21 protein-coding genes, 1 pseudogene and 2 riboswitches are annotated in these 20593 nt (G+C 42.6%); of the genes and pseudogenes, 14 read left to right on the top strand and 8 right to left on the bottom strand.

Features of this window, described 5'->3' with window-relative positions:
• Positions 1–76: 76 nt before the first annotated feature.
• Positions 77–277, top strand: a complete 201-nt coding sequence (locus JOC94_RS16085) for a cold-shock protein (protein WP_077113407.1) — start codon at positions 77–79, stop codon at positions 275–277.
• 80 nt (positions 278–357) lie between these two features.
• Here the strand turns inward: JOC94_RS16085 and JOC94_RS16080 are convergent, their stop codons facing one another.
• Together JOC94_RS16080 and JOC94_RS16075 are read right to left on the bottom strand one after the other, a co-directional pair.
• On the bottom strand, positions 358–1347 hold the full coding sequence (locus tag JOC94_RS16080; protein WP_077113408.1) for a S8 family peptidase: 990 nt from the start codon (positions 1345–1347) through the stop codon (positions 358–360).
• 79 nt (positions 1348–1426) lie between these two features.
• Positions 1427–1678, bottom strand: coding sequence for a hypothetical protein (locus tag JOC94_RS16075; protein WP_077113409.1), 252 nt, complete (start codon positions 1676–1678; stop codon positions 1427–1429).
• Positions 1679–2229: 551 nt separating this feature from the next.
• Between JOC94_RS16075 and JOC94_RS16070 the strand changes: the two genes are divergently transcribed.
• Positions 2230–2382 carry a hypothetical protein gene (locus tag JOC94_RS16070; protein WP_171974000.1) on the top strand — a complete coding sequence of 51 codons (153 nt, stop codon included), beginning with the start codon at positions 2230–2232 and terminating at the stop codon, positions 2380–2382.
• Positions 2383–2424: 42 nt separating this feature from the next.
• Here JOC94_RS16070 and JOC94_RS16065 read toward each other — a convergent pair whose 3' ends face one another.
• From JOC94_RS16065 to JOC94_RS16055, 3 genes are read right to left on the bottom strand one after another with little or no spacing between them, the layout of a single operon-like run.
• Positions 2425–3465 carry a ribonucleotide-diphosphate reductase subunit beta gene (locus JOC94_RS16065; protein WP_077113410.1) on the bottom strand — a complete coding sequence of 347 codons (1041 nt, stop codon included), beginning with the start codon at positions 3463–3465 and terminating at the stop codon, positions 2425–2427.
• Entirely contained in the window at positions 3432–3884 is a 453-nt protein-coding gene (locus JOC94_RS16060) for a flavodoxin (RefSeq protein WP_077113411.1), read from the bottom strand. Before JOC94_RS16060 ends, JOC94_RS16065 begins: the two co-directional genes overlap by 34 nt.
• Positions 3869–6148 (bottom strand): ribonucleoside-diphosphate reductase subunit alpha, encoded by a 2280-nt coding sequence (locus JOC94_RS16055; protein WP_077113412.1) that lies wholly within the window; start codon positions 6146–6148, stop codon positions 3869–3871. The genes JOC94_RS16060 and JOC94_RS16055 overlap by 16 nt, the downstream gene beginning before the upstream one ends.
• Positions 6149–6284: 136 nt before the next feature.
• Positions 6285–6461: riboswitch (cobalamin riboswitch) on the bottom strand.
• Between the two features lie 817 nt (positions 6462–7278).
• On the opposite strand from JOC94_RS16055, the pseudogene JOC94_RS16050 reads away from it, so the two are divergent.
• A pseudogene (locus JOC94_RS16050) lies at positions 7279–7620 on the top strand (ABC transporter ATP-binding protein); the annotation flags it as partial.
• A 289-nt stretch (positions 7621–7909) separates the two neighbouring features.
• The gene (locus JOC94_RS16045) at positions 7910–8725 is read left to right on the top strand and encodes an undecaprenyl-diphosphate phosphatase (protein ID WP_077113413.1); all 816 of its coding nucleotides are present in this window, start codon (positions 7910–7912) and stop codon (positions 8723–8725) included.
• A 45-nt stretch (positions 8726–8770) separates the two neighbouring features.
• On the opposite strand, the gene JOC94_RS16040 is transcribed toward JOC94_RS16045, so the two are convergent.
• Together JOC94_RS16040 and JOC94_RS16035 are read right to left on the bottom strand one after the other, a co-directional pair.
• Positions 8771–8968, bottom strand: coding sequence for a capping complex subunit for YIEGIA (locus tag JOC94_RS16040; RefSeq protein ID WP_077113520.1), 198 nt, complete (start codon positions 8966–8968; stop codon positions 8771–8773).
• A 16-nt stretch (positions 8969–8984) separates the two neighbouring features.
• Positions 8985–9866 carry a YIEGIA family protein gene (locus tag JOC94_RS16035; RefSeq protein WP_171974002.1) on the bottom strand — a complete coding sequence of 294 codons (882 nt, stop codon included), beginning with the start codon at positions 9864–9866 and terminating at the stop codon, positions 8985–8987.
• A 684-nt stretch (positions 9867–10550) separates the two neighbouring features.
• Between JOC94_RS16035 and JOC94_RS16030 the strand changes: the two genes are divergently transcribed.
• From JOC94_RS16030 to JOC94_RS16020, 3 genes are all read left to right on the top strand, one after another.
• The gene (locus tag JOC94_RS16030) at positions 10551–11561 is read left to right on the top strand and encodes an ABC transporter substrate-binding protein (protein WP_077113415.1); all 1011 of its coding nucleotides are present in this window, start codon (positions 10551–10553) and stop codon (positions 11559–11561) included.
• A gap of 378 nt (positions 11562–11939) precedes the next feature.
• On the top strand, positions 11940–12800 hold the full coding sequence (locus JOC94_RS16025; RefSeq protein WP_077113416.1) for an ABC transporter permease: 861 nt from the start codon (positions 11940–11942) through the stop codon (positions 12798–12800).
• Positions 12797–14005, top strand: a complete 1209-nt coding sequence (locus JOC94_RS16020) for a quaternary amine ABC transporter ATP-binding protein (RefSeq protein WP_077113417.1) — start codon at positions 12797–12799, stop codon at positions 14003–14005. The genes JOC94_RS16025 and JOC94_RS16020 overlap by 4 nt, the downstream gene beginning before the upstream one ends.
• A 273-nt stretch (positions 14006–14278) precedes the next feature.
• Here the strand turns inward: JOC94_RS16020 and JOC94_RS16015 are convergent, their stop codons facing one another.
• Complete coding sequence (locus tag JOC94_RS16015; RefSeq protein WP_077113418.1) at positions 14279–14473, bottom strand: hypothetical protein; 195 nt, start codon at positions 14471–14473, stop codon at positions 14279–14281.
• Positions 14474–14638: 165 nt separating this feature from the next.
• Between JOC94_RS16015 and JOC94_RS16010 the strand changes: the two genes are divergently transcribed.
• The 7 genes from JOC94_RS16010 (at position 14639) to thiE (ending at position 20322) form a co-directional block, all read left to right on the top strand.
• The gene (locus JOC94_RS16010) at positions 14639–15523 is read left to right on the top strand and encodes an adenylyltransferase/cytidyltransferase family protein (protein WP_077113419.1); all 885 of its coding nucleotides are present in this window, start codon (positions 14639–14641) and stop codon (positions 15521–15523) included.
• Positions 15524–15650: 127 nt separating this feature from the next.
• The gene (locus tag JOC94_RS16005) at positions 15651–16589 is read left to right on the top strand and encodes an AEC family transporter (RefSeq protein ID WP_077113420.1); all 939 of its coding nucleotides are present in this window, start codon (positions 15651–15653) and stop codon (positions 16587–16589) included.
• Positions 16590–16667: 78 nt separating this feature from the next.
• A riboswitch (TPP riboswitch) is annotated at positions 16668–16769 on the top strand.
• Positions 16770–16874: 105 nt separating this feature from the next.
• Positions 16875–17561, top strand: a complete 687-nt coding sequence (tenA, locus tag JOC94_RS16000) for a thiaminase II (RefSeq protein WP_083717677.1) — start codon at positions 16875–16877, stop codon at positions 17559–17561.
• Between the two features lie 24 nt (positions 17562–17585).
• Positions 17586–18104, top strand: a complete 519-nt coding sequence (thiW, locus tag JOC94_RS15995; RefSeq protein ID WP_077113421.1) for an energy coupling factor transporter S component ThiW — start codon at positions 17586–17588, stop codon at positions 18102–18104.
• Positions 18073–18867: a bifunctional hydroxymethylpyrimidine kinase/phosphomethylpyrimidine kinase gene (thiD, locus tag JOC94_RS15990; RefSeq protein WP_077113422.1), complete on the top strand. Its 795-nt coding sequence runs from the start codon at positions 18073–18075 to the stop codon at positions 18865–18867. The genes thiW and thiD overlap by 32 nt, the downstream gene beginning before the upstream one ends.
• Complete coding sequence (gene thiM / locus JOC94_RS15985) at positions 18867–19703, top strand: hydroxyethylthiazole kinase (RefSeq protein WP_236017131.1); 837 nt, start codon at positions 18867–18869, stop codon at positions 19701–19703. The genes thiD and thiM overlap by 1 nt, the downstream gene beginning before the upstream one ends.
• On the top strand, positions 19684–20322 hold the full coding sequence (gene thiE, locus JOC94_RS15980) for a thiamine phosphate synthase (protein WP_077113423.1): 639 nt from the start codon (positions 19684–19686) through the stop codon (positions 20320–20322). The genes thiM and thiE overlap by 20 nt, the downstream gene beginning before the upstream one ends.
• Positions 20323–20593: the final 271 nt, after the last annotated feature.

The raw sequence follows: 20593 nt of genomic DNA, 5'->3' as shown, positions 1-20593 counted from the left end.
ATTATAATATGTGAAATTTTTATTTACAGGGTAAATATTAGTAACATATTAAAAAATTTTTGGAGGTTTTATCTACATGGCAACAGGTACAGTAAAATGGTTTAACAGCGAAAAAGGCTTCGGCTTTATTGAAGTGGAAGGCGGAAGCGACGTATTCGTACATTTCAGTGCGATCCAAGAAGATGGATTCAAAACACTTGAGGAAGGCCAGCACGTTGAATTTGAAATCGTTGAAGGCCAACGCGGACCACAAGCCGAAAACGTTGTAAAAATATAACCAAAAAAATGAATGGGGCCCATGACGCCCCATTTTCAAATACGCAAAGAGACGTTTGTTTCTTTGCGTGTTTTTTTGATTTACGCATTCAATACTCCGCTCGCCAAACAAGCTTTAATCAACTCTTTTTTATCTTCTTCATCAAATATTCTCGCCAGTCGTTCCGGCGCTGTTAAATACACGACGCCATTCCCTTCAATCTTTGCTGAAAATCCCAATGGAACTGTCCGTTTGACTAATTGGGCATATAATTCACTTTCTGACAGCGGCCTTGCAAAATGTTTGTTGGCTGCAACTTTAATCAGGGCCAATGCACCGGACACATGTGGGGCTGCCATAGACGTGCCGCTTAAGACTGCATATCTTCCGTTAAGATGGGTAGATAAGATTTCCACTCCAGGAGCAACCAAGTCAATTTCATCATGGGAATTTGTAAAATCGGGATAGCGGCGGTCATAGTTAATCGCACCAACGCAAATGACTTCATTATAACGCCCTGGATAGGCATATTCATCTGATGATTCTTCGCCATCCCCTTCGTTGCCGGCCGCGCACACAACAAGGACATTTTTGTTGACGGCATCCCTGACAGCCTCATGTAATTCCGGGTGGTCAACAGGCCCTCCCAAAGACATTGAAATGATGTCCACTTTTTGTTCAACCGCATAATTGATCCCTTTGATAATCCAGTCATATTGGCCTGCGCCGTTTTTGTTGAGCACTTTGACAATGAGTAAGTTGCATCCAGGCGCCACTCCAACAATTCCTTTATTGTTCTCACTTGCGGCAATTGTTCCGGATACATGAGTACCATGGCCATTATAATCTTGTAAGATTTCAGGACGGCCGTCATCATCATCTGTAAAATTTCGTCCCCCAATTACTCTGTCTTTTAAGTCGGGATGATTGACATCACATCCGGTATCCAAAACAGCCACAGTGATGCCTTCTCCTTTTGTTTCCTTCCACAATTCCGGAGCCTGGATTAATTCGACGCCTTTCGGGACTACATTAACGATTTTTTTCTGCTCTAACATATGAATGGGGATGACATGTGCAAAATGACTCATCATTTTTTCCTCCTTTTAATGTAAGATTATTAAAGAAATTCAGAAAATAGAACGCCCGTTCCAATAATGAAGGGAAATATTAGCTAATTTTATCTGCTGAATGATTATTCTGTACATTTTTTTTAAGTTTCCGTATCTCGAGGTGGATGAATATTCCCCATCCAATCAACATCATTTCCAGCCAATGTTGTTTGATGAGTTGAAGGATGATGACGAACAGTTTACCCTTTAATACGGAATCCGGGATCAGCAACCCCAATATGGTTGCAGAAACACCGAGCCAAGGCAGCCACCAGTCATTTTTAAGTGCCCACGATTTAAATTTTTTCACAGTTATCCCTCCCTTCAAGAGGAATCACCCATGGTTTTCAGCGGCAATCATCATCATAAAATCTATACCATTAATTGTTGTTTTGTTTTCTGTCCAAGAAAATGAAGGGAATGGGACACGTTTTTGCAAATCTTAAGATGGGGAAAAAACCAAAACGGAAGCAATGACTCAACAGTTTTTTAAATTGGTTCCCAAACAACCAGGCTATTGACAGCGACCTCAACCTACAGGATTCTGCCCATTTGCCAAAAAACCAATTTACTATACGGCCATAACAGTGGAGGTGACTACGGGGTATTTGTATATGGATGGAAAAATGACTACAAAGACGTTTTTATCTACTATAAGCGCATGACGAATCCTCCTTTCATAACCATTTTAAATCATTTACCCAGTTGGCAAGCTTGGAAAACGGATATGAATGAAAATGAGTCTTTTGGCATGTTTATACTTTTGCTTCCCTTTATCAGTATTTTAAAATAATGTATTCCTTCTCGCGATACATAAAATGAAGGGACTGGAGAAAATTATAGAGCAAGGAGGGACCAGAATTGAAAGAAAAAGATAGGAAAAATGAACCAACCATCGCTCCTGGAATAGATGATCAGGAAAAGATGATTCAAAAGGCAACAACAAAAGAAGTACGTAAGGGAGAATATACACGTGTCACCCGTTTATCGTATGATGAAGTCGACCCGAGCTGAAATAAAAGGCCATACCAATTGACGCTGGTATGGCCATGTTTCTTAGAGCTCATCAAATCCGTTTAAATCACTTGTTTTCGTATATTGACGAGACTTTTGCTCAAAAAAGTCTGTTTTCGTTCCATCAAAGTTATCTACATACGCCCGAATCCATTTCATCGGATTTTCCGTATAATCAGGGTATATTTCGCTTAAGCCCAATAATTTCAACATCTTATTGGCTCGATATTGAATATATCCTTCCATCTCAAGAAGATCGATGCCGTCAATCTCGCCAAGTACGTACCTGCTCCATGCGGTTTCTTGTTCAACAGCGTGAACAAATTGATCATATACCCAGTTGCAAAATTCAGCTGTATTATATTCCGGATTTTCTGCAAGAACAGCCCGGAACAAGTCGCCCATAAAGCGGCCGTGCTGAAGTTCATCCCGATTGATGTAAGAAATCATCGTTGATGTTCCCACCATTTTTTGGTGTCTCGCAAGGTTGTAAAAAAATGCGAACCCGGAATAGAAAAACAAACCTTCGAGTAATGATGAATAAACGATCGCTTTTAATACGGTCTGAATGGAAGGATCATGGGCAAATTCATTATAAACGTCCATAATCCGTTCGTTTCTTTTTAGCAATACTTCATCTTTTCTGCCAGTTTCAAATGATTCATTTTGCTTATCAAGTGTTGTAACAGAAGAAAGGACATACGCATAGCTGTGATTGTGTTCACTTTCCTGGTCCGCAATAGTAGCCATAATGGATTTGACGGATGGATCAGTGGAAAAATGGGAAATTCTCGCCGCCAAGTCCGTTTGTGGGCCGTCCAATGTTGCGAGCAGGCCGATAATTTTTAAAAACGCCTCCTGTTCAGGCTTTGAAAGAGCGGGAAACTGTTTGGCATCTTGCGTCATGTCCACCTCGCTGGCCCGCCAAAACAATGAGCGGATTTGCTCGCGGTAATCGTAAAAATAAGGATAAGCAAGATCATTCCAATTTAATATTCCGCTCGCTTTCCCGCCAAAAAGGGCAGTAGATTTATTGGGGTTGACAGGATTTAATATGGCTGCTTTTTGTAAAAGTTCAGGCAATGTTTGATAACTCCTTCCGTCCAGTTGTTGACATGTTTTTCCTGGGAGCCTCTTGGGCTTTGTTCTATTTTCAAGGGGGCGATCGGCGAACAGTAAAACTTCGCCAGTTTGTCTGCTGCTTTGCAAAATAAATCATCGCCCCCAAACTGGGTGTCTCCTGTTCCAAATACGTATACGTTCGGCGGTTTCCACCCCAGTTCATATACAAAATCTTTTACAATACCGGGGGTGGCGCCCTTTCCCCAAGTAAAAGATCCAAGAACCACGGCATGAAACCCGGAGGGGTCCGGGATTGGACCTTTTCCAATCCGGTACATCGTTGTTTCCATCCCCTCACTATTCAATCTTGTTTGGATCAATTTTGCGGTTTCTTCCGTATTTCCGCTGTAGGTGGCGTAACAAATCAAGACTCGCACCATACACATTCCTCAATATCAGATGCCGTTGAACGGACATAATAAGTCGTTTTCAGCCCCGAATCCCAAGCTTGCAAATGCAGGTCTAGCATGATTTGCGCCTTGATATTGTTCGGAACATACAAATTAAATGAAATCGACTGGTCGATATGCCGCTGCCGTGCGGCATTTTGCTGAATGGACCACCGCTGGTCTACGATGTAAGCGGACTTTCGGTAGATGTTGTACGTATGATGGGTTAAATCTGGTGCCACAACAGGCAATTTGTAATCCTTTTTTTCTTCAAAGTAAAAAGGCTTGAAAATGGGATCGATGCTGGCTGTTGAGCCTGCAATAACGGATGTGCTGGAGTTGGGTGCAACTGCCATTAAATACCCGTTTCTTATTCCGACGGTTTGAACTGCTTCCATGACCTCTTTCCACTCGTCTGATCTGTCACCGGCCAGATAGCCCCGTTTCTGAAAATAAGTTCCTGTTTCCCAATCACTGCCTTGGAACAGAGGGTAGGACCCTTTTTCTTTTGCCAGCTCGACACTCGCGCGAATGGCCAGCAAGGCAATTTTTTCATATAATTGGTCTGCAAGCTCCACGGCCGTTTTTGATTCCCACTCAATGCCGTTTAAGGCCAACAAATGATGCCAGCCAAATGTTCCCAATCCGATAGCCCGATATTTTTGATTGGTGATGACAGCCTGTTTAACGTCAATGGTGTTTAAATCAATGACATTATCCAACATTCGGATTTGGATGGGGATCAATCGTTCCAGTACATCGTGCGGGCCATCTATTTTTTGAACCGCTTTGGCCAAATTAATGGATGAAAGATTGCAGACGACAAAATCACCAGGTTTTTTATAAGTAATGATCGTGTCTCCATCTATTGTTTCATCAAATTGCACAGTGGGGGACATGTTTTGCATAATTTCGGTACATAAATTACTTGAATAAATCATTCCCGCATGCTTGTTCGGATTCATGCGATTCACTTCATCCCTGTAAAACATGAATGGTGTTCCTGTTTCCAACTGGGACTTCATAATTCTAATCATGATTTGAATTGCCGGAACCCGCGTTTTAGTCAAAGTCTCGTTTTGAATACATGCTTCATATTTTTCTCTGAAAGTGCCCGCGCCTTTTTCTTCGTCATAAAAGTCTTCCAGCGAAAAGCCCATGACTTGTCTCACTTCATGCGGGTCAAACAAATACCAGTCACCGCGTCGTTCCACTTGCTCCATAAAGAGATCGGGAATACATACACCCGTAAAAATATCATGCGCCCGCTGGCGGTCGTCGCCATTGTTCAGTTTTAAATCGAGAAAAGAAAGAATATCCGCATGCCACACATCAAGATAAACAGCAACAGCGCCTTTTCTTCTTCCGAGCTGATCAACACTAACTGCTGTATTATTCAACTGCTTAATCCAGGGAAGAACCCCGGATGACGCGCGTTTGAAGCCTTTTATGGAGCTTCCGCGGCTTCTTACTTTCCCCATATAGACCCCGATGCCTCCGCCGTCTTTGGAAAGCCTGGCAACATCTGTGTTGCTGTTGTAAATGCCGATCAGCGAATCTTCCACCGTGTCGATGAAGCAGCTCGAAAGTTGTCCATGCGCAAGTCCGGCATTGGCAAGGGTAGGAGTAGCGACTGTCATGTACAAGTTCGACAACGCCCAATAACTTTCCTGAATCCACTCTTTTCTTTTTTCCTTTGCCTCGTCCTGCATTAAATGCATGGCGATGATCATCCAACGTTCTTGCGGCAATTCATAGACATTTTTTTCATGATCCGTTGCCAGGTAACGCGTGGCCAATGTATGGAGTCCTATGTAATCAAATAACAAGTCACGCTCTGGATCAATGATTTGTTCCAGCTCCCGAATCTCTTTTTCACTGTATTTTTCAAGTAAACGAGTCGAGTAAATTCCCAAATCAGTTAATTGCTTGATTAATTGATAGAAATCCCCGTATTTTTGTTTTTTGTCGTAGGAACGGTTGATACTGGCCTGTTTGTACAAGTTTTCGAGGTGGATTTTTGCGGCAGTGTATGTCCAATCCGGGTTGGCTTCATCCGTATTTTCCAAAGCGGCTTGAATGAGAAGGCCCGTTATATGATCTTTATGATATTCATTTTTAGATTCTATCACCCGGACAACCTTATCGATGTATGCGGGACAGTTTAAGTCCGCGACCCTTTCTATAAAACGCGATAATCTCTTTCGATCAAATGGTTGCTTTTGAGATTCTTTTTCAGCAATGATGGTTGTCATTTTCTCACCTTTTCTTCATTTTTTAAAAATAGAAAAACCCGCTCCGGGAAGAGAGCGGATCAAACGATAGGAGAAAAAAGCGCACGAAAAATGACGGTTTCCACTATCGTTTCATCTTCTCAATCCCCGAAGAATTGAAACTGTGACAAAAAAGGCAGGTCTCCTGACTTATGCATCGTCCTACTTGGTCACCTTCCCGTTTAAAAAACAGTGGTATTGCCGTTCGTACGCATTTACAGTTGCGGGGACAGTTCCGGCTTTTCACCGGATTCCCTTTTAAGCCCTTTTGGGCGCCTTCTTTGTTGTGTCACTATATATTGTGTTTTATTTGATTGTTACACCTAAATATTGTATCTACTAAAATATAACATGGCCAAAACCAATTGACAAGCAAAATATCGTTTTCCGGTTGAATAAACGAAATGCAACATTCAAACATGAAAAACGGAGACAAACTGTATGTGATAAAGTCGGCGAGAACACAAACAATCGTACCACAAACAAACACGCCTTTAAACATCTGGCCGCTTTTGGGAAATATCTGCCCTTCAGAACGGAGGAAAACCACAAGACGCGTTTCTACCTTGAGCGCGGCGTTGTTAAGGCTATTTTCCCAAGACAGCCATTGAAATATGAAGAAAAACCGAAGCATATGCCCCAAGCTTAAACATGGTAAAGTGATCGAATTCATCAAGCTTACCGAGAGAAAGAGCCTGTAAGTCAATGGTAACCTGATGCTATTTGTTATAGCGTTTTTTTATGTATACAACAATGCTCTAAAACGATATTGACCCATGAATGGGTCGGCCGCAAAAACATTTGGATCACACTCCGACTTATTCCGATACGGTGGTGAAAAAATGAATTTCTTTTACCAATATTTTTAGTTTATTAAGATTGATGGGGAAAACCAGCGGTTGCCGAAAAGACAGGGTTCGCTCGTGATCATTATAGTAACAACAATCATAGCCGGGAACAGGAACGACATTCCTCTAACGAATTTGAGAATCTGACACGCCACACGCATGTGACATGTTTGTCACATGCTTTTATCATTTGTTCGTCGAATCGAAGGAAAAAGATATCCAATCCTTTTATGATCAATATATCAAGTAAAGGATTGAACATAATTGAGTATTCTTGAAGCGCAAAAAATTTATAAAAGTTACGGAAATAAATTTAACAGGCAGGAAGTTTTAAAAGGAATAGATATTCAAGTGGAAAAAGGAGATTTTGTCAGTATCTTGGGCGCGTAAGGCTCGGGAAAAACGACATTGCTTAACGCCCTTTCTTCCATTGACAAAGTGAGTGAGGGGACGATCAAAATTGATGGAAAAGACATCGTCGGCATGAAGGAAAAGCAACTTGCCGAATTCCGCAAGCATCACCTCGGCTTCATTTACCAGGAATATAATTTGCTGGATACGTTAACTGTCAAAGAAAATATCTTGCTGCCTTTGTCCATCAGTAGGGCTCCTACTGAATGTTAGTTGAACCAATCGGGCATTTAGGTGCCGTTTTCTCCCGCTTAGACCTTTTGTATCAACTCAGGTCTTGAAGTGGTGTATACGGCACCTTACATGCGGGATAAAGTTGCTTTGGAAGTAATCCCGCGTTTGGATTGCTCTCCTTAAACAGAGGCTTATGGTTTTGAGTAAAATGGCAATTTAACAACATTACCGTTTTTTATTTTATTTGCCAATATAATTGAAAAGCAAACGTGAAAAAGGTATTCTAGTAAACTGGGGATGGTGAGATGTGATGGAAATAAATATAATGGAAACTATTAAATATATCGTGCTGGGGTTGATTCAGGGAATTACCGAGCCAATCCCGATTTCATCCAGCGGGCATTTGGTGCTTGCCCAACACTTTTTAGGAATCTCCACAAAAAAGTTGACATTTGAATTACTTGTAAATGCGGGATCTTTGATTGCCGTTTTAATCATATATCGTAATGATATTATTCGTCTTGCGACGAACGGTTTTTCTTACTTATTACATCGAAACGAAGAGGCGAAGGATGATTTTCGCTTCATTGTCTATTTAATGATCGCCACAATTCCGGCCGGAGTCATCGGTGTTCTGTTCAATGACATAATTTCGGAAACGTTAAAAGGAGTACAAATTACAGCCATTACCTTGCTTATAACGGGTGTAGCGTTGTTTTTAATCCGAAATTTAAAAGGAAGAAAACAGGATGGAGATCTGACACTCAAGGACGCTATTGTGGTCGGCTTTGCACAAGTGGTAGCTTTAATACCGGGAATCAGCCGCTCAGGAGCGACGATTGTCGGTGCGATGGGCATGGGCATGAGACCTGAGACAGCACTGCGCTTTTCCTTTTTACTATACATTCCGGTCAGTGTGGGCGGAACGATCCTAAGCATTTCCGACATGGTGAACGACCCTGACTTAACAACATTGTTTATCCCGTATGTAAGTGCTTTTGTTGTTTCCATCGTGGCTTCCTATTTTTCTTTAAAATGGTTTATGAACATTATGGAAAAGGGAAATTTAATTTATTTTAGTATTTATTGTTTCGTCGTTGGGACACTTGTTCTCATTTTTGCTTGAACTTGCCGGCTTGCGGGGCTACTCGCAAGCCGTTTTTTCATACAGCTATCTTGTCACAATGATAATGGTCTGGTCATTAATCTCATGAACTGCGGAATCAAGTATTTTCCCCAAGCTGCTGCTTATCTTCTGCAGTTCTTCCTTGTCATGAACAAGGAAGACAGGAGCACCACCACCAAGGATCACGTTTTGATTTTGAGTAACGATGGCGGCAATCTTTGCTTTGTTTTCTTCTGTATCCACGTCAAACCACCCCAGTTTATCTGTTTTTTCTTTTGTCCCCTTCATTTGGCAGCCTAATCGCACTATCCAACACTGGAACATGTTCCAGCACCTTTTTAACTTGTTCAAAATCTGTTTCTAGCGGCATGATGAATAAGGCGACTCTTCCATCATTCATATCTCGTTTGGAGAGAGGGACGATATCGGGTTCTCCTGTATCCAGGTAGACGCCGAGTATGTTGGCGACATGGTGAAGCATCGCCTGTCTTTGTCCAAGATGTGAAATGGTGACGACACTGTTTTCATTTTTCGGCGTAATAATCGCCCCGACCCCTCTTTTGAGGATGAGCTGCCGGCTGGCTTCAAGGCCTACATTTTTTATATGTATATCCTTGACAAAAAGCTGGGGCCCTTCAAAGCGGATCTCCCCTTGAGAAACTGTTGCGATGGCTGTCAGCATTTTCCCGGACATATTTTTTTTGACGACAATCAGCATGGCCAACCCGCTCAAAAGTCCGGCCCAAATGGAGAAAACAGCAAATAGTGTTGTCACGAGGCTTGTAAACATGACGAGATAATTTCGGCTTTCAAAAGCTTGTGCCATTCCCTCGATAAAAGGCGCCCCGCGTTTGACCAATTCACTTGAATCAACATTGGAAAGTGTTTCCCTTTCCATTTTGCGGACTTCGCGAAACTGAGTTGCAGCCAACCCCAAAAAAGTAACCGCGGTCCAATTGGATTCTAAAACGGAAGGAACGGCAACCGCCCCTATAAAAGAAGCAATAAAACCCATTGACAAATGAATGATCCGGCCTTGCGGATAAGTTGGATATTGCCTAAAGTCTGTCCGCAGCAAAACAATGCGGGCAATGCATCCAAAAAGGATGCCGATTAGAACAATCAACAAATATCGGTCCATTCCCATGCTCCTTTTCAGGAAAAAAACTTCCATTATATGATGCCGCCAGGAACAAAAAATATGAGCATAGCGTTTTATTTTTTCATTTTTTGGGTATTATCAAACATTCAAATTTGGATGGGGGAGGGAAATGAAGGATTAGGCATCATACGGGACCGTTCAACGTATTTCGAGCAGTTTTTCATGTTTTAGCCAAAATATCGCTTAAATATGAAGGATAGGCTTGTTTGAAATATGGACAGTTGTTCGGTAAGCTAAATAATGATAGACGAACTGCTGTTCAACTTTCATTCGTAATTGTAACAGCATCAGCATCAGATGCTTGGAAAACGGTGAGTGAAGTCTGGAAAGCCAGAGACGCATGTTTCTCCGTGTTGTCCGTTTTTAAGTTGAAACATGTGAAAAGTTAAACATACCCCACTACTTCCCAAAATGTACAACTTAGAAAGGGCATCGTCCACAGCTCATTTACTTCGATCAAATCGGTTGCGCAAATAGCCTCTACCAAAAATAGACTTTCATTCAAGCAATTCATTCAGAATTTGTGCTGGAAATACAATCTGCGGAAAGCCGAAATAAAGGATGAACGGACGGGAGAAAACGATTCATTCCATCAATGAATCAGCACTTAATTAAACACATAATTCGAAACAAAAATATTGTTTAAAAAAGGGGAATATTCAAATGAAAAAACTGGGAATGATGTTAGCCGCAGCCAGCCTTATACTACTGTCTGCATGCGGCGGAAGTGGTGAAAATTCAGAAAGAAAAGGGAATAAAGATTCCGGCACAATCGTCTTTGCTGATGCCGGCTGGGATAGCATCCGTATCCACAACGGGATTGCGCAAACAATCATCGAGGAAGGCCTGGGCCATAAAACAAAAGTGACAGCGGGCTCCACTTCCGCCACCATTCAAGGACTTCGCCGCGGGGATATTGATGTTTACATGGAAGTGTGGACCGACAATATTAAAGACGTGTATGAAGATGCTGTCGAGTCGGGAGACGTTGAACAAGTTTCAACCAACTTTAACGATAATGACCAAGGTTTATACGTGCCATCATATGTGATTCATGGCGATAAAGAACGCGGTATTGAGCCTTTGGCGCCAGACTTGAAAACCGTGGAAGATTTAAAGAAATATCCGGAAGTATTTGGGGATCCCGAAGATCCCGGCAGAGGCCGTATTATTAATGCGCCAAGCGGTTGGGTTGTAGCTGAACATATTGATGCCAAATTTGAAGCGTACGGCTTGGATGAAACAATGAACAATTTTATGCCGGGATCGGACTCGGCGATTATTGCCTCGCTCGTTGATGCGTATAAGGCCGGAGAAGGCTGGGTCGGATATTACTGGTCACCTACGGCCATAACAGCGAAATACGATCTTGTCCTGTTGGAAGAGCCAGAATATGATGAAGAAACTTGGGAAAAAACAAAAGCTACGAAATTTCCTCCCAATGATGTTGTCGTGGCCGTTCATAAAGATATGCCTGAACAAGCACCTGAAGTAGTGGATTTCTTGAAAAATTACGAGACAAGCAGCAAGCTAACAGAAGCGGCTTTGAAATATATGGAAGATGAAGATGCATCAGCGGAAGAGGCAGCAGTATGGTGGTTGAAAGAACATGAAGATGTATGGACAAAGTGGGTTTCAGATGATGTTGCCCAAAAGGTGAAGGACGCACTTTAATCCCCATTACTGGAAGTTAGACGCCCAAGAATCGAAGTAAAACGATGGGGTGGGGGAACAATTGCCAGTAAAAGCCCCATTCGTTCGGTTTGACAGACTGGAAAGATTCGATAACTTGTTTTTGTCGACTCACAAGAAGTAAAAACGCAAACGTTTTCGAGAACGTTGTTGTCTGTGCTTGTTGCAGGATCGGATCTTAGTCTTTGTTCTTGTTCTGCAAATGATCAATGGGGGAGTTTCGGCAGACTCGGAACGCCGCGTCTGCGTGATTCGTCACAACGTCTATTGTTCTGAGCTTCACGTTAGTGTTCACATGGAGCAGCTTGGCCGCGTTTGGCCGGCTGCTCATTTCAAATCTTAATAGGTGAGGTAGGTATTATGGAAGGATTTCCGGATATACAAACGAATCTGGGAAAGTATGCCGACCAATTGGTTACTTTTCTCGATGTTTCTCTTGAAGGATTTTTTGATTTTATTTTCTTTCTGGCTTCAAGGACGATTAATGGAATCCAGGATTTTCTCATTTGGATCCCCTGGTGGTTGTTTATCGTGGCCATTTTCTTACTGGGATGGTATTTTAAGTCGGTTTTTTCAGGAATATTGTACGGCGTCTTTATTTTTCTCATCGGAACATTCGGGTTGTGGGAAGATATGATGACGACGATCGCCATCATTGTGACAGCGGTCCTTATTTGTTTGGTTCTTGGTATTCCATTTGGCATATTGATGTCATACAGCACCGGCTTTTCAGCCGTTGCGCGGCCCATTTTGGATGCGATGCAAACTATGCCCAGCTTCGTTTATTTAATTCCCGCGATCTTTTTCTTTGGATTGGGGAACGTATCGGCTATATTTGCCACTTTAATTTACGCTCTTCCGCCGGTGATCCGATTAACTGAACTTGCGATTCGCGGCGTTGACAAAGAAGTGATCGAATCAGCCCAGTCCTTTGGATCGTCTCCTTGGCAAATGTTACGGAAAGTACAGTTGCCGCAGGCTTTGCCAACCATTATGGCAGGAGTCAACCAAACGACGATGATGGCTTTGGCGATGGTTGTTATTGCTTCAATGGTTGGAGCGCAAGGTCTTGGTGAACAGGTGCTTATCGCGATCAACAGGATAGACATCGCTTTAGGGTTTGAAGCGGGAATCAGCATCGTATTTTTGGCCATTATTATTGACAGAATCACTAATGGAGCGGCCGACAAGTTTCAGAAGCACAGGAGGTTGGCTCGATGACAACACAAATAAAACTGGAACATGTTTCAAAAATTTTTGGCCCCAAACCCAAATCGGTTATCCCCATGATTAAACAAGGAATGTCGAAAGAAGAGATTTTGGAAAAAACGGGCCATACAGTCGGAGTATATGATGCATCTCTGGAGATCGAAAAAGGCGAAATATTCGTCATTATGGGCTTGTCCGGAAGCGGAAAATCAACGCTTATCCGCTGCTTCAACTTATTAAACAAACCGACTGACGGCGCTATTTATATTGATGGTGTCAATATTGTCAATGGCAGCAAGTCCGAGTTGAAAAAAGTAAGGCAGGAAAAAATCGCCATGGTATTTCAGCATTTCGGTCTATTCAGCCACCGAACGGTTTTGGGCAACGTGGAGTATGGATTGGAAGTCCGAAACATGCCTAAAAAGGAACGGCGTGAAATTGCCTTAAAAAACATTGAAATAGTAGGCTTGAAAGGATATGAAGATCAATACCCGGATGAATTGTCGGGGGGAATGCGCCAAAGGGTGGGGCTGGCCAGAGCATTGGCCAATGACCCGGACATTCTCTTGATGGATGAACCGTTCAGTGCGCTTGATCCGCTGATCCGCAGGGAAATGCAGTTGGAGCTTTTGGATATCCAAAATCGCCTACAAAAAACAATCGTTTTTATTACACATGACGTGAACGAGGCTTTTAAGCTGGGGGATCGGGTTGCTGTCATGAAGGATGGCCGTGTTGTACAAGTCGGTACACCTGAAGAAATTATTGAACGGCCGGCGAACGATTATATATCCGAGTTCATAAAGGACATTGACCGTTCGAAAATCCTCCAAGCGGAGCATGTCATGATCAAGCCGAATGCGCTCGTTTCATTGAAGGACGGTTTACATGTCGCAGTAAAGGAAATGAAGGAGAACGGCATATCTAGCGTTTTCGTTGTGGACCGCCAAAGGCATATAAAAGGCATTGTAACGATAGATGACGCGGTAAAGGGAATAAAGCAAAAAAAAGCGTTGCCTGAAGTGATGCGGGATGACATTTCCATTGTCCAAAAAGATGAATATGTCAGTGATTTAATACCAAAAGTATTGGAGTCGAAATTTCCGCTTGCCGTCGTAGATGATAACGACAAACTGTCCGGATTCATTCTTCGTGTCCATGTTTTATCGGGCCTGGCTTCCGCAAACGGGAACGGGAATGGTACAGACGACTCGTAAAAAAAAGAACGGGGAAACAGCAACATGTTCGTTTTCCGTACCAAAGCCCTTGGAAACTCTTAACGGAGCTCCCAAGGGCTTAATAGACTAATAATGTAAATATCTTGATGGAACCGCAGTTTTCCGAACGGTCGGGGCTGTCCGAAAAGTAATATTGCCGCTTGAAAACAAAAAAACCGAACCCAAGATTGCTGTAAAATCAACATCTTGGGTTTTACATTTTCATGCATTTACTCTGAATTGGATTTTTTAGACAGCCCCTCCTGCTCGATTCTAATTAGCTTTATATAACAGCGCATGAAGTGCCCGAAAAATAATAACGCCAGCAAATAATACAATAACAATGACAGCGATAATTTGAATCACAGTGATCAAAGGAACTACAATAGTCAGGTTGGGAACCAAAAGTGTGATGCCCAATAAGGCATACCCAGCAAGGATGGCAAGCAAAGAAGTTGGCCAATTCATTCTAAGTATACACCTCCTTGGTAACAATGTATGAACACCAATTTCCGTTGGTGCGATTTTAAATATAAATAAGGAAACAATCTAGCCGCGATTGCAATCATATATTAAATGATATATGATAATGTTGGTATCGAGGTTAAAAGAGATGCAAGGGGGAGGCCTGTATTGAAAACAATTTTCATAGAAGGGGCATTTATTGGAAATAGAGAGGAACATGAACCTTGTGTAATGGTGCTTGGCTTTTTTGATGGCGTCCATTTAGGGCACCGTTCATTGATTGACACGGCCAAAGACATCGCAGAGAAAAAGGGCATAGAATTGGCTGTTATGACATTTTTTCCACATCCAAGCAATATTTTACGGGTTCAAAACAAAATAACGAGTTATTTGACGCCTCTGCCTGACAAACAGAGATTATTGAAAAATATGGGTGTTGAAAAATTATATATTGTAACATTTACCGAGCAGTTTGCCGAACTTTCACCGGGAGATTTTATTAAAAAATATGTGGCTGGATTACATAGCAAGCATGTCGTTGCCGGTTTTGATTTTACCTATGGTTACCGCGGGAAAGGAAACATGGAACGAATGAAATTAGATGGAAAAGGCTTATTTGATGTAACAACAGTTCCCAAAAAAGCTTTTAATGGTGAAAAGATTAGTTCGAGTAAAATCAGGAAGCTCTTGGATGAGGGGAAAGTGGAGGATGTTCATCATTTTTTGGGGAACCATTACAGTGCGCATGGAATGTTGGAACGCCAATCATTCGATCAGAACAGCGGAAAAACAGTCGCCCATATTGTATTCCAACATTATTATTTGCCGCAAAAAGGGTTGTATATCGTTGAAGTGACGGCTCAAGAACGAATATATCAATCAATAAGTCTGCTTCATGTTCATCATTCATGTGTGTTAGTGTTGGAAGGAAATATACATATTCCTGCACCCGTAACGATTAAATGGCTGGCAAAAGTGAAAGCGCTCTCTCCGTTGCAGTATAAGTCCATTGATCAAATAACAAAAAATCCATACTATCCGCTAAAAGCTTAACTGTTGTTTTAACCGTTTTCTTATGTATAATGTACGAGTGAAGAAGTGGTAAAAGGAAGTATCCTGAAGTCCATTTCTTCGCTTTTTCTTTGCCATTATCAGTTTTTATACAGAAAGTAGGATACGTATGGAATTTACAGTTGTTTTTCAGTCAATCATCATTATTACTTTGATGATCATGATTGGCGCGTTGCTCGGTAAAACAACTCCATTAAATGATGATACTCGCAGAGCATTTATTCAAGTGATCGTAAATATTGCGATGCCCTGCATTATTTTATCGAGTATTTTTCACGTTGAAATGGATGACCAGATGTTTAAAATGATTGCCATCGTTTTTGGGCTTTCCATCATTATTAATCTTATTGGAATCGGGACCGGATTTTTATTTGCTTGGTTATTTCATAGGGATTCCAATAAGATAAGGGAAATTGCCATCCTTTCAGGTTTGGGAAACACCGGATTTATCGGCATTCCGCTTTGTGCGGCACTTTTGGGCCCAGAGGGGGCTTTGTTTGCGGCCATTTTTGATGCTGGAGTCGATGTGACCATTTGGACAGTCGGAGTCATTTTACTTCAGAAAAATAGAAAGTTTGCTTGGCAAACATTAAAGTCCATGGTGAATATTCCGACAGCAGCCATTTTCGTTGGTCTTATTACCGCATATTTTCAATTAAAGCCGCCCGGTCTTTTGATTGACTTGACGGACAGATTGGCCGCATTGGCGGCACCGCTCGCCATGTTCTATATCGGAATGATGATTATGACCCTGAAACGCGGACAAGTACGCCGTTCGGTAAACCATATTTGGGTGCCCATTTCCGTAAAATTGATTATTTTGCCGATCGCTTCCATTTTCATGATACACTTTTTCAGTTTAAACACGGTACTCGTTCAAACGGTCTTGATTCAATCCATGATGCCGACGATTACCCTGGCATCCATTCTCTTTGCCAAATACTCTGCAGATGAACAAATGGGGGCCTTAACGACTATTTTTTCCACGCTGCTTGCACTTGTGACCATCCCTTTAATGGTGTATGTAATGAGCCTATTTATCCATTAAACTTGCTTTTTGTCCATATCATGATATGATGGCAGTACATGCACCTAATAATTGAATAACTTCTTTGAAACAATGAATTTTGTCTGCTAGGGGAGCTGTAAAGCTGAGAGAAATCGATGATTGAAACCCTTTGAACCTGATCTGGTTTATGCCAGCGTAGGGAAGCAGGCTGCGTCATTATGATGTGCTTTATGATGATGAGCCGCTTCCTTTTCGGGAGCGGTTTTTTCATTTTTTCAAAGTGGGGAATCATGAGGTACAAACTTTTTTAAAGGAGTGGAACCAATGAAAGTTGAAAAAATGTTGTTTACGGACAGGCTTTATGAGAGCGCGAAGGAAATATGGGAAAAAAGCTATAACCACCCATTCGTCCAAGGGGTAGGAAAAGGAACACTCGATCAAGAAATTTTTGAATATTATATGAAACAAGACTATGTCTATTTAATTGATTATGTGAAGCTGTTTGCTATTGGAGCGCAAAAAGCTCCCACTCTCGAAATTATGACAAAGTTCTCACATTTGCTTCATGAACACCTCCATTTTGAAATGGAGCTGCATCGCCAATTCGCCGCAGAGTTTGGCATTTCGAATGAAGAGCTTGAAAACACCGAACCCGCACCAGTCAATTTGGCATATACCCGCTACATGCTGCATGTGGCTCATAACGGAACATTGGCGGAACTTGTGGCAAGCCTGCTTCCGTGTGCCTGGCATTACGCCGAAACGGGAGAAAGATTAAAAGAACAATATGGGGCTACTTTGGAATCCAACCCGTACCGCAAATGGGTTGAAACCTATTCATCAGAAGAATTTACTTCTCTTGGAAAATGGCTGATTGATCTCATGAATCAGTTAGCAGATGGGAAACCGGAAAGAGAATTGGCGGAATTGGAAAAGCACTTCCTTATCACCTCCAAATATGAATATTTATTCTGGGATATGAACTATCATCAACAGAACTGGACGCTCTAAATCCTAATAGCCGGAGGTTGCTCCATGCGAGTTAAAAAACTGACCATTACAGCCATGATCATTGCATTTACAACAATCACGAGCCATGTTATCTTTATCCCGGCCGGATTTGCCAAAATTTTTCCAATCCAGCATTTTGCCAATATGGTAACGGCCGTTTTATTTGGGCCAGGCTATGCATTAGCCCAAGCATTTATCGTTTCGACAATCCGGAATATTTCAGGAACAGGCTCGTTGTTTGCTTATCCGGGAAGCATGATCGGAGCCCTCCTGGCTGGCTGGTTGTATGCCAAAACGAAAAGAATAGGGTTTGCGTTTATAGGTGAAGTCGTTGGAACCGGGATCATCGGTGCTGTTGCCGCCTATCCGATTGCGGCATTGCTGTTAGGCCGGGAGGCGGCCTTATTTGGATTGGTCCCGGCCTTTGCTGCCAGTTCCATTGCCGGCGCTGCCCTGGGATTTGTTTTATTAAAAGTATTCATGAAACATTCAGCGATCGGAGGTTTGCTGTATGAAAACAGCTCTTACAATCGCCGGATCTGATTCCGGTGGAGGAGCGGGGATTCAAGCGGATATAAAAACTTTTTCCGCTCTAGGGGTGTTCGGCATGTCTGCGATTACGGCGATTACGTCCCAAAATACTGTTGAAGTAAGATCTGTACAACTCATTGATGTAAACATCATCAACGACCAAGTCGCAGCCGTGTTGGAAGATATTGGGGCTGACGCGGTGAAAATCGGTATGCTGGCAACGCCGGACATTATACAAACAGTCGCGCAATGTTTAAAAAAATATAAACCAAAACACATTGTTCTTGATCCTGTTATGATTTCCAAGGGGGGACACCGGCTGCTTGAAGAAGATACAATGCAAGAGCTGAAATCAACCCTTATCCCGCTGGCTTCGCTCGTTACACCTAATATCCCGGAAGCGGAGGTTTTGGCCAATATGCCGATACATAATGAGCCTGACATGTATGAAGCATGCCGGGTGATCAAAAAGCTGGGAGCGCAGGCTGTCCTGATTAAAGGCGGGCACTTGCAGGGAAACCCCAATGACTTATATTACGAAGGGCAAACGTTTCAACTATTTCGCGGGGAAAGAATTGAAACGAAAAATGTCCATGGGACAGGTTGCACACTGTCCGCAGCAATTGCCGCCCTCTTGGCGAAAGGAAAGGAAATGCCGACAGCGATTGATGAGGCCAAAGATTATATTACAAATGCGATCGCCAACAGCCTTAACATTGGACAAGGATACGGACCGACCCATCACTTCTATCATCTATACGAGTGTGTAACGTGATGGGAACGGATGGGCAGATGATGTTGACGAAAGTCGGACAGCTTTTTGAGCAAGTCAGACATAAACAGCCGCTTATTCACCATCTAACAAATCAGGTAACGATAAACGATTGCGCAAACGTAACCCTAGCCATTGGCGCTGCACCCGTCATGGCGTCCAGCCCTTTGGAAGCGGCTGACATGGCCAAAATGGCGAATACCCTCATAATAAACATCGGAACATTGAACTCGGATGCTTTTAAAGCGATGAAGCTGGCTGGAAAAGCCGCCAACGAAACAGGAATTCCTGTTATACTTGATCCTGTCGGAGTGGGGTCAACGGACTTTCGAACCCAATCTGCTTTTGAAATACTGGAACAAGTAAAGGTTTCTGTCATTCGAGGAAATGTAAGTGAAATGAATTGTTTAGCCGGAGGCATCGGGGCGACAAAAGGGGTTGATGCGGGCAAAGTCGATCAAACACCTGAAAAAATTGCCGTCAAGGTTGCCCGTCAATATCGGTGTATAGCTGCTGTCACCGGCAAAGAAGATGTGATCAGTGATGGGAAGAGCGTTTTTATGATTCAAAACGGCCATATGTGTTTATCCAGAGTGTCGGGGACAGGCTGTATGACGACTTCCTTAATCGGGTGCTTTGCCGGTATAACGAATCACATGCTACATGCGGCTGTAGCAGGAGTATCCGTTATGGGGTTAGCTGGGGAAGAGGCTGCTTCCTTATTAGGTGAGCGCATTGGTTTGGGAACATATAAAATAAAATTAATCGATTCCATTTCATTCATGAACAGCAATCACTGGCAAAAAGGAGTCAAAGTCATTGAAAAAGAATCATATTGATTATCGCCTTTACTTGGTTACGGAAGAAGATCTTCCGATAAGCAAGCTTTTGCATTTAATTGAAGAGTCAGTAGCCGGAGGCGTAACTCTCGTTCAATTGCGTGAAAAAAAGAGCGGAGGAAGAGATTTTTATGAAAAAGCAATCCAAATAAAAAAACTCCTTGATTCACTATCAGTCCCCTTGATCATTAATGATCGAGTGGATGTAGCTCTGGCAGTCGGCGCTGACGGCGTGCATGTGGGGCAAGAAGATTTGCCTCTTGCCGCAGTAAAAAGTATCATTCCGGATTCCATGCTTGTCGGGGTTTCAGCCCGTACTTTAGAACATGCCATTGCGGCAGAAAAGGGTGGCGCAGACTATATTGGGGTTGGTTCTGTTTTTCCCACCTCAACAAAAAGCGATGCCAAACTTCTTCCAAACGGCATGCTGGACAAAATTGTTTCCTCCGTGTCTATTCCTGTTGTGGCGATAGGCGGCATCAATGAAAAAAACAGCGGTTGTCTGAAAAACAGCGGAGTAGCCGGTATTGTCGTCGTCTCCGCATTAACACGGGCAAAAAATCCGAAAGTTACCGCCGAAAACTTATTAAAAGGCCTAAAAGGCTTCGATACGCACTAAACCTGGATTCAACAGATTCCAGGTTTCTTTTTTTGTCCGGCTTTAACTGGCAGTAAGTCCCCGATTCAACGCATCGAGATAAAACGAGAGCAGTGCGGGGGCAACTGCCAGTAAAAGCCCGATTGGATCAACTAACAATCAGCGGACAACAGCTGATTGAAGTTTCACTGTATCCCGCTTTAACTGGCAGTAAGTCCCCGATTCAACGCATCGAGATAAAACGAGAGCAGTGCGGGGGCAACTGCCAGTAAAAGCCCGATTGGATCAACTA

The sequence above is a fragment of the Siminovitchia thermophila genome (genome assembly GCF_016909185.1).
GTDB classification, from domain to species: domain Bacteria; phylum Bacillota; class Bacilli; order Bacillales; family Bacillaceae_C; genus Siminovitchia; species Siminovitchia thermophila.
Note: the sequence above shows the minus strand (reverse complement) of the source record. Positions and strands in the feature narration are given on the sequence as shown.

Bases quoted from the DNA above. Each gene is read 5' to 3' on its own strand.
- JOC94_RS16085 (WP_077113407.1), top strand. From the start codon at position 77: ATGGCAACAGGTACAGTAAAATGGTTTAACAGCGAAAAAGGCTTCGGC.
- JOC94_RS16080 (WP_077113408.1), bottom strand. From the start codon at position 1,347: ATGAGTCATTTTGCACATGTCATCCCCATTCATATGTTAGAGCAGAAA.
- JOC94_RS16060 (WP_077113411.1), bottom strand. From the start codon at position 3,884: ATGGTGCGAGTCTTGATTTGTTACGCCACCTACAGCGGAAATACGGAA.
- JOC94_RS16055 (WP_077113412.1), bottom strand. From the start codon at position 6,148: ATGACAACCATCATTGCTGAAAAAGAATCTCAAAAGCAACCATTTGAT.
- JOC94_RS16045 (WP_077113413.1), top strand. From the start codon at position 7,910: ATGGAAATAAATATAATGGAAACTATTAAATATATCGTGCTGGGGTTG.
- JOC94_RS16035 (WP_171974002.1), bottom strand. From the start codon at position 9,866: ATGGACCGATATTTGTTGATTGTTCTAATCGGCATCCTTTTTGGATGC.
- JOC94_RS16030 (WP_077113415.1), top strand. From the start codon at position 10,551: ATGAAAAAACTGGGAATGATGTTAGCCGCAGCCAGCCTTATACTACTG.
- JOC94_RS16025 (WP_077113416.1), top strand. From the start codon at position 11,940: ATGGAAGGATTTCCGGATATACAAACGAATCTGGGAAAGTATGCCGAC.
- JOC94_RS16020 (WP_077113417.1), top strand. From the start codon at position 12,797: ATGACAACACAAATAAAACTGGAACATGTTTCAAAAATTTTTGGCCCC.
- JOC94_RS16015 (WP_077113418.1), bottom strand. From the start codon at position 14,473: ATGAATTGGCCAACTTCTTTGCTTGCCATCCTTGCTGGGTATGCCTTA.
- JOC94_RS16005 (WP_077113420.1), top strand. From the start codon at position 15,651: ATGGAATTTACAGTTGTTTTTCAGTCAATCATCATTATTACTTTGATG.
- tenA (WP_083717677.1), top strand. From the start codon at position 16,875: ATGAAAGTTGAAAAAATGTTGTTTACGGACAGGCTTTATGAGAGCGCG.
- thiW (WP_077113421.1), top strand. From the start codon at position 17,586: ATGCGAGTTAAAAAACTGACCATTACAGCCATGATCATTGCATTTACA.
- thiD (WP_077113422.1), top strand. From the start codon at position 18,073: ATGAAAACAGCTCTTACAATCGCCGGATCTGATTCCGGTGGAGGAGCG.
- thiM (WP_236017131.1), top strand. From the start codon at position 18,867: ATGGGAACGGATGGGCAGATGATGTTGACGAAAGTCGGACAGCTTTTT.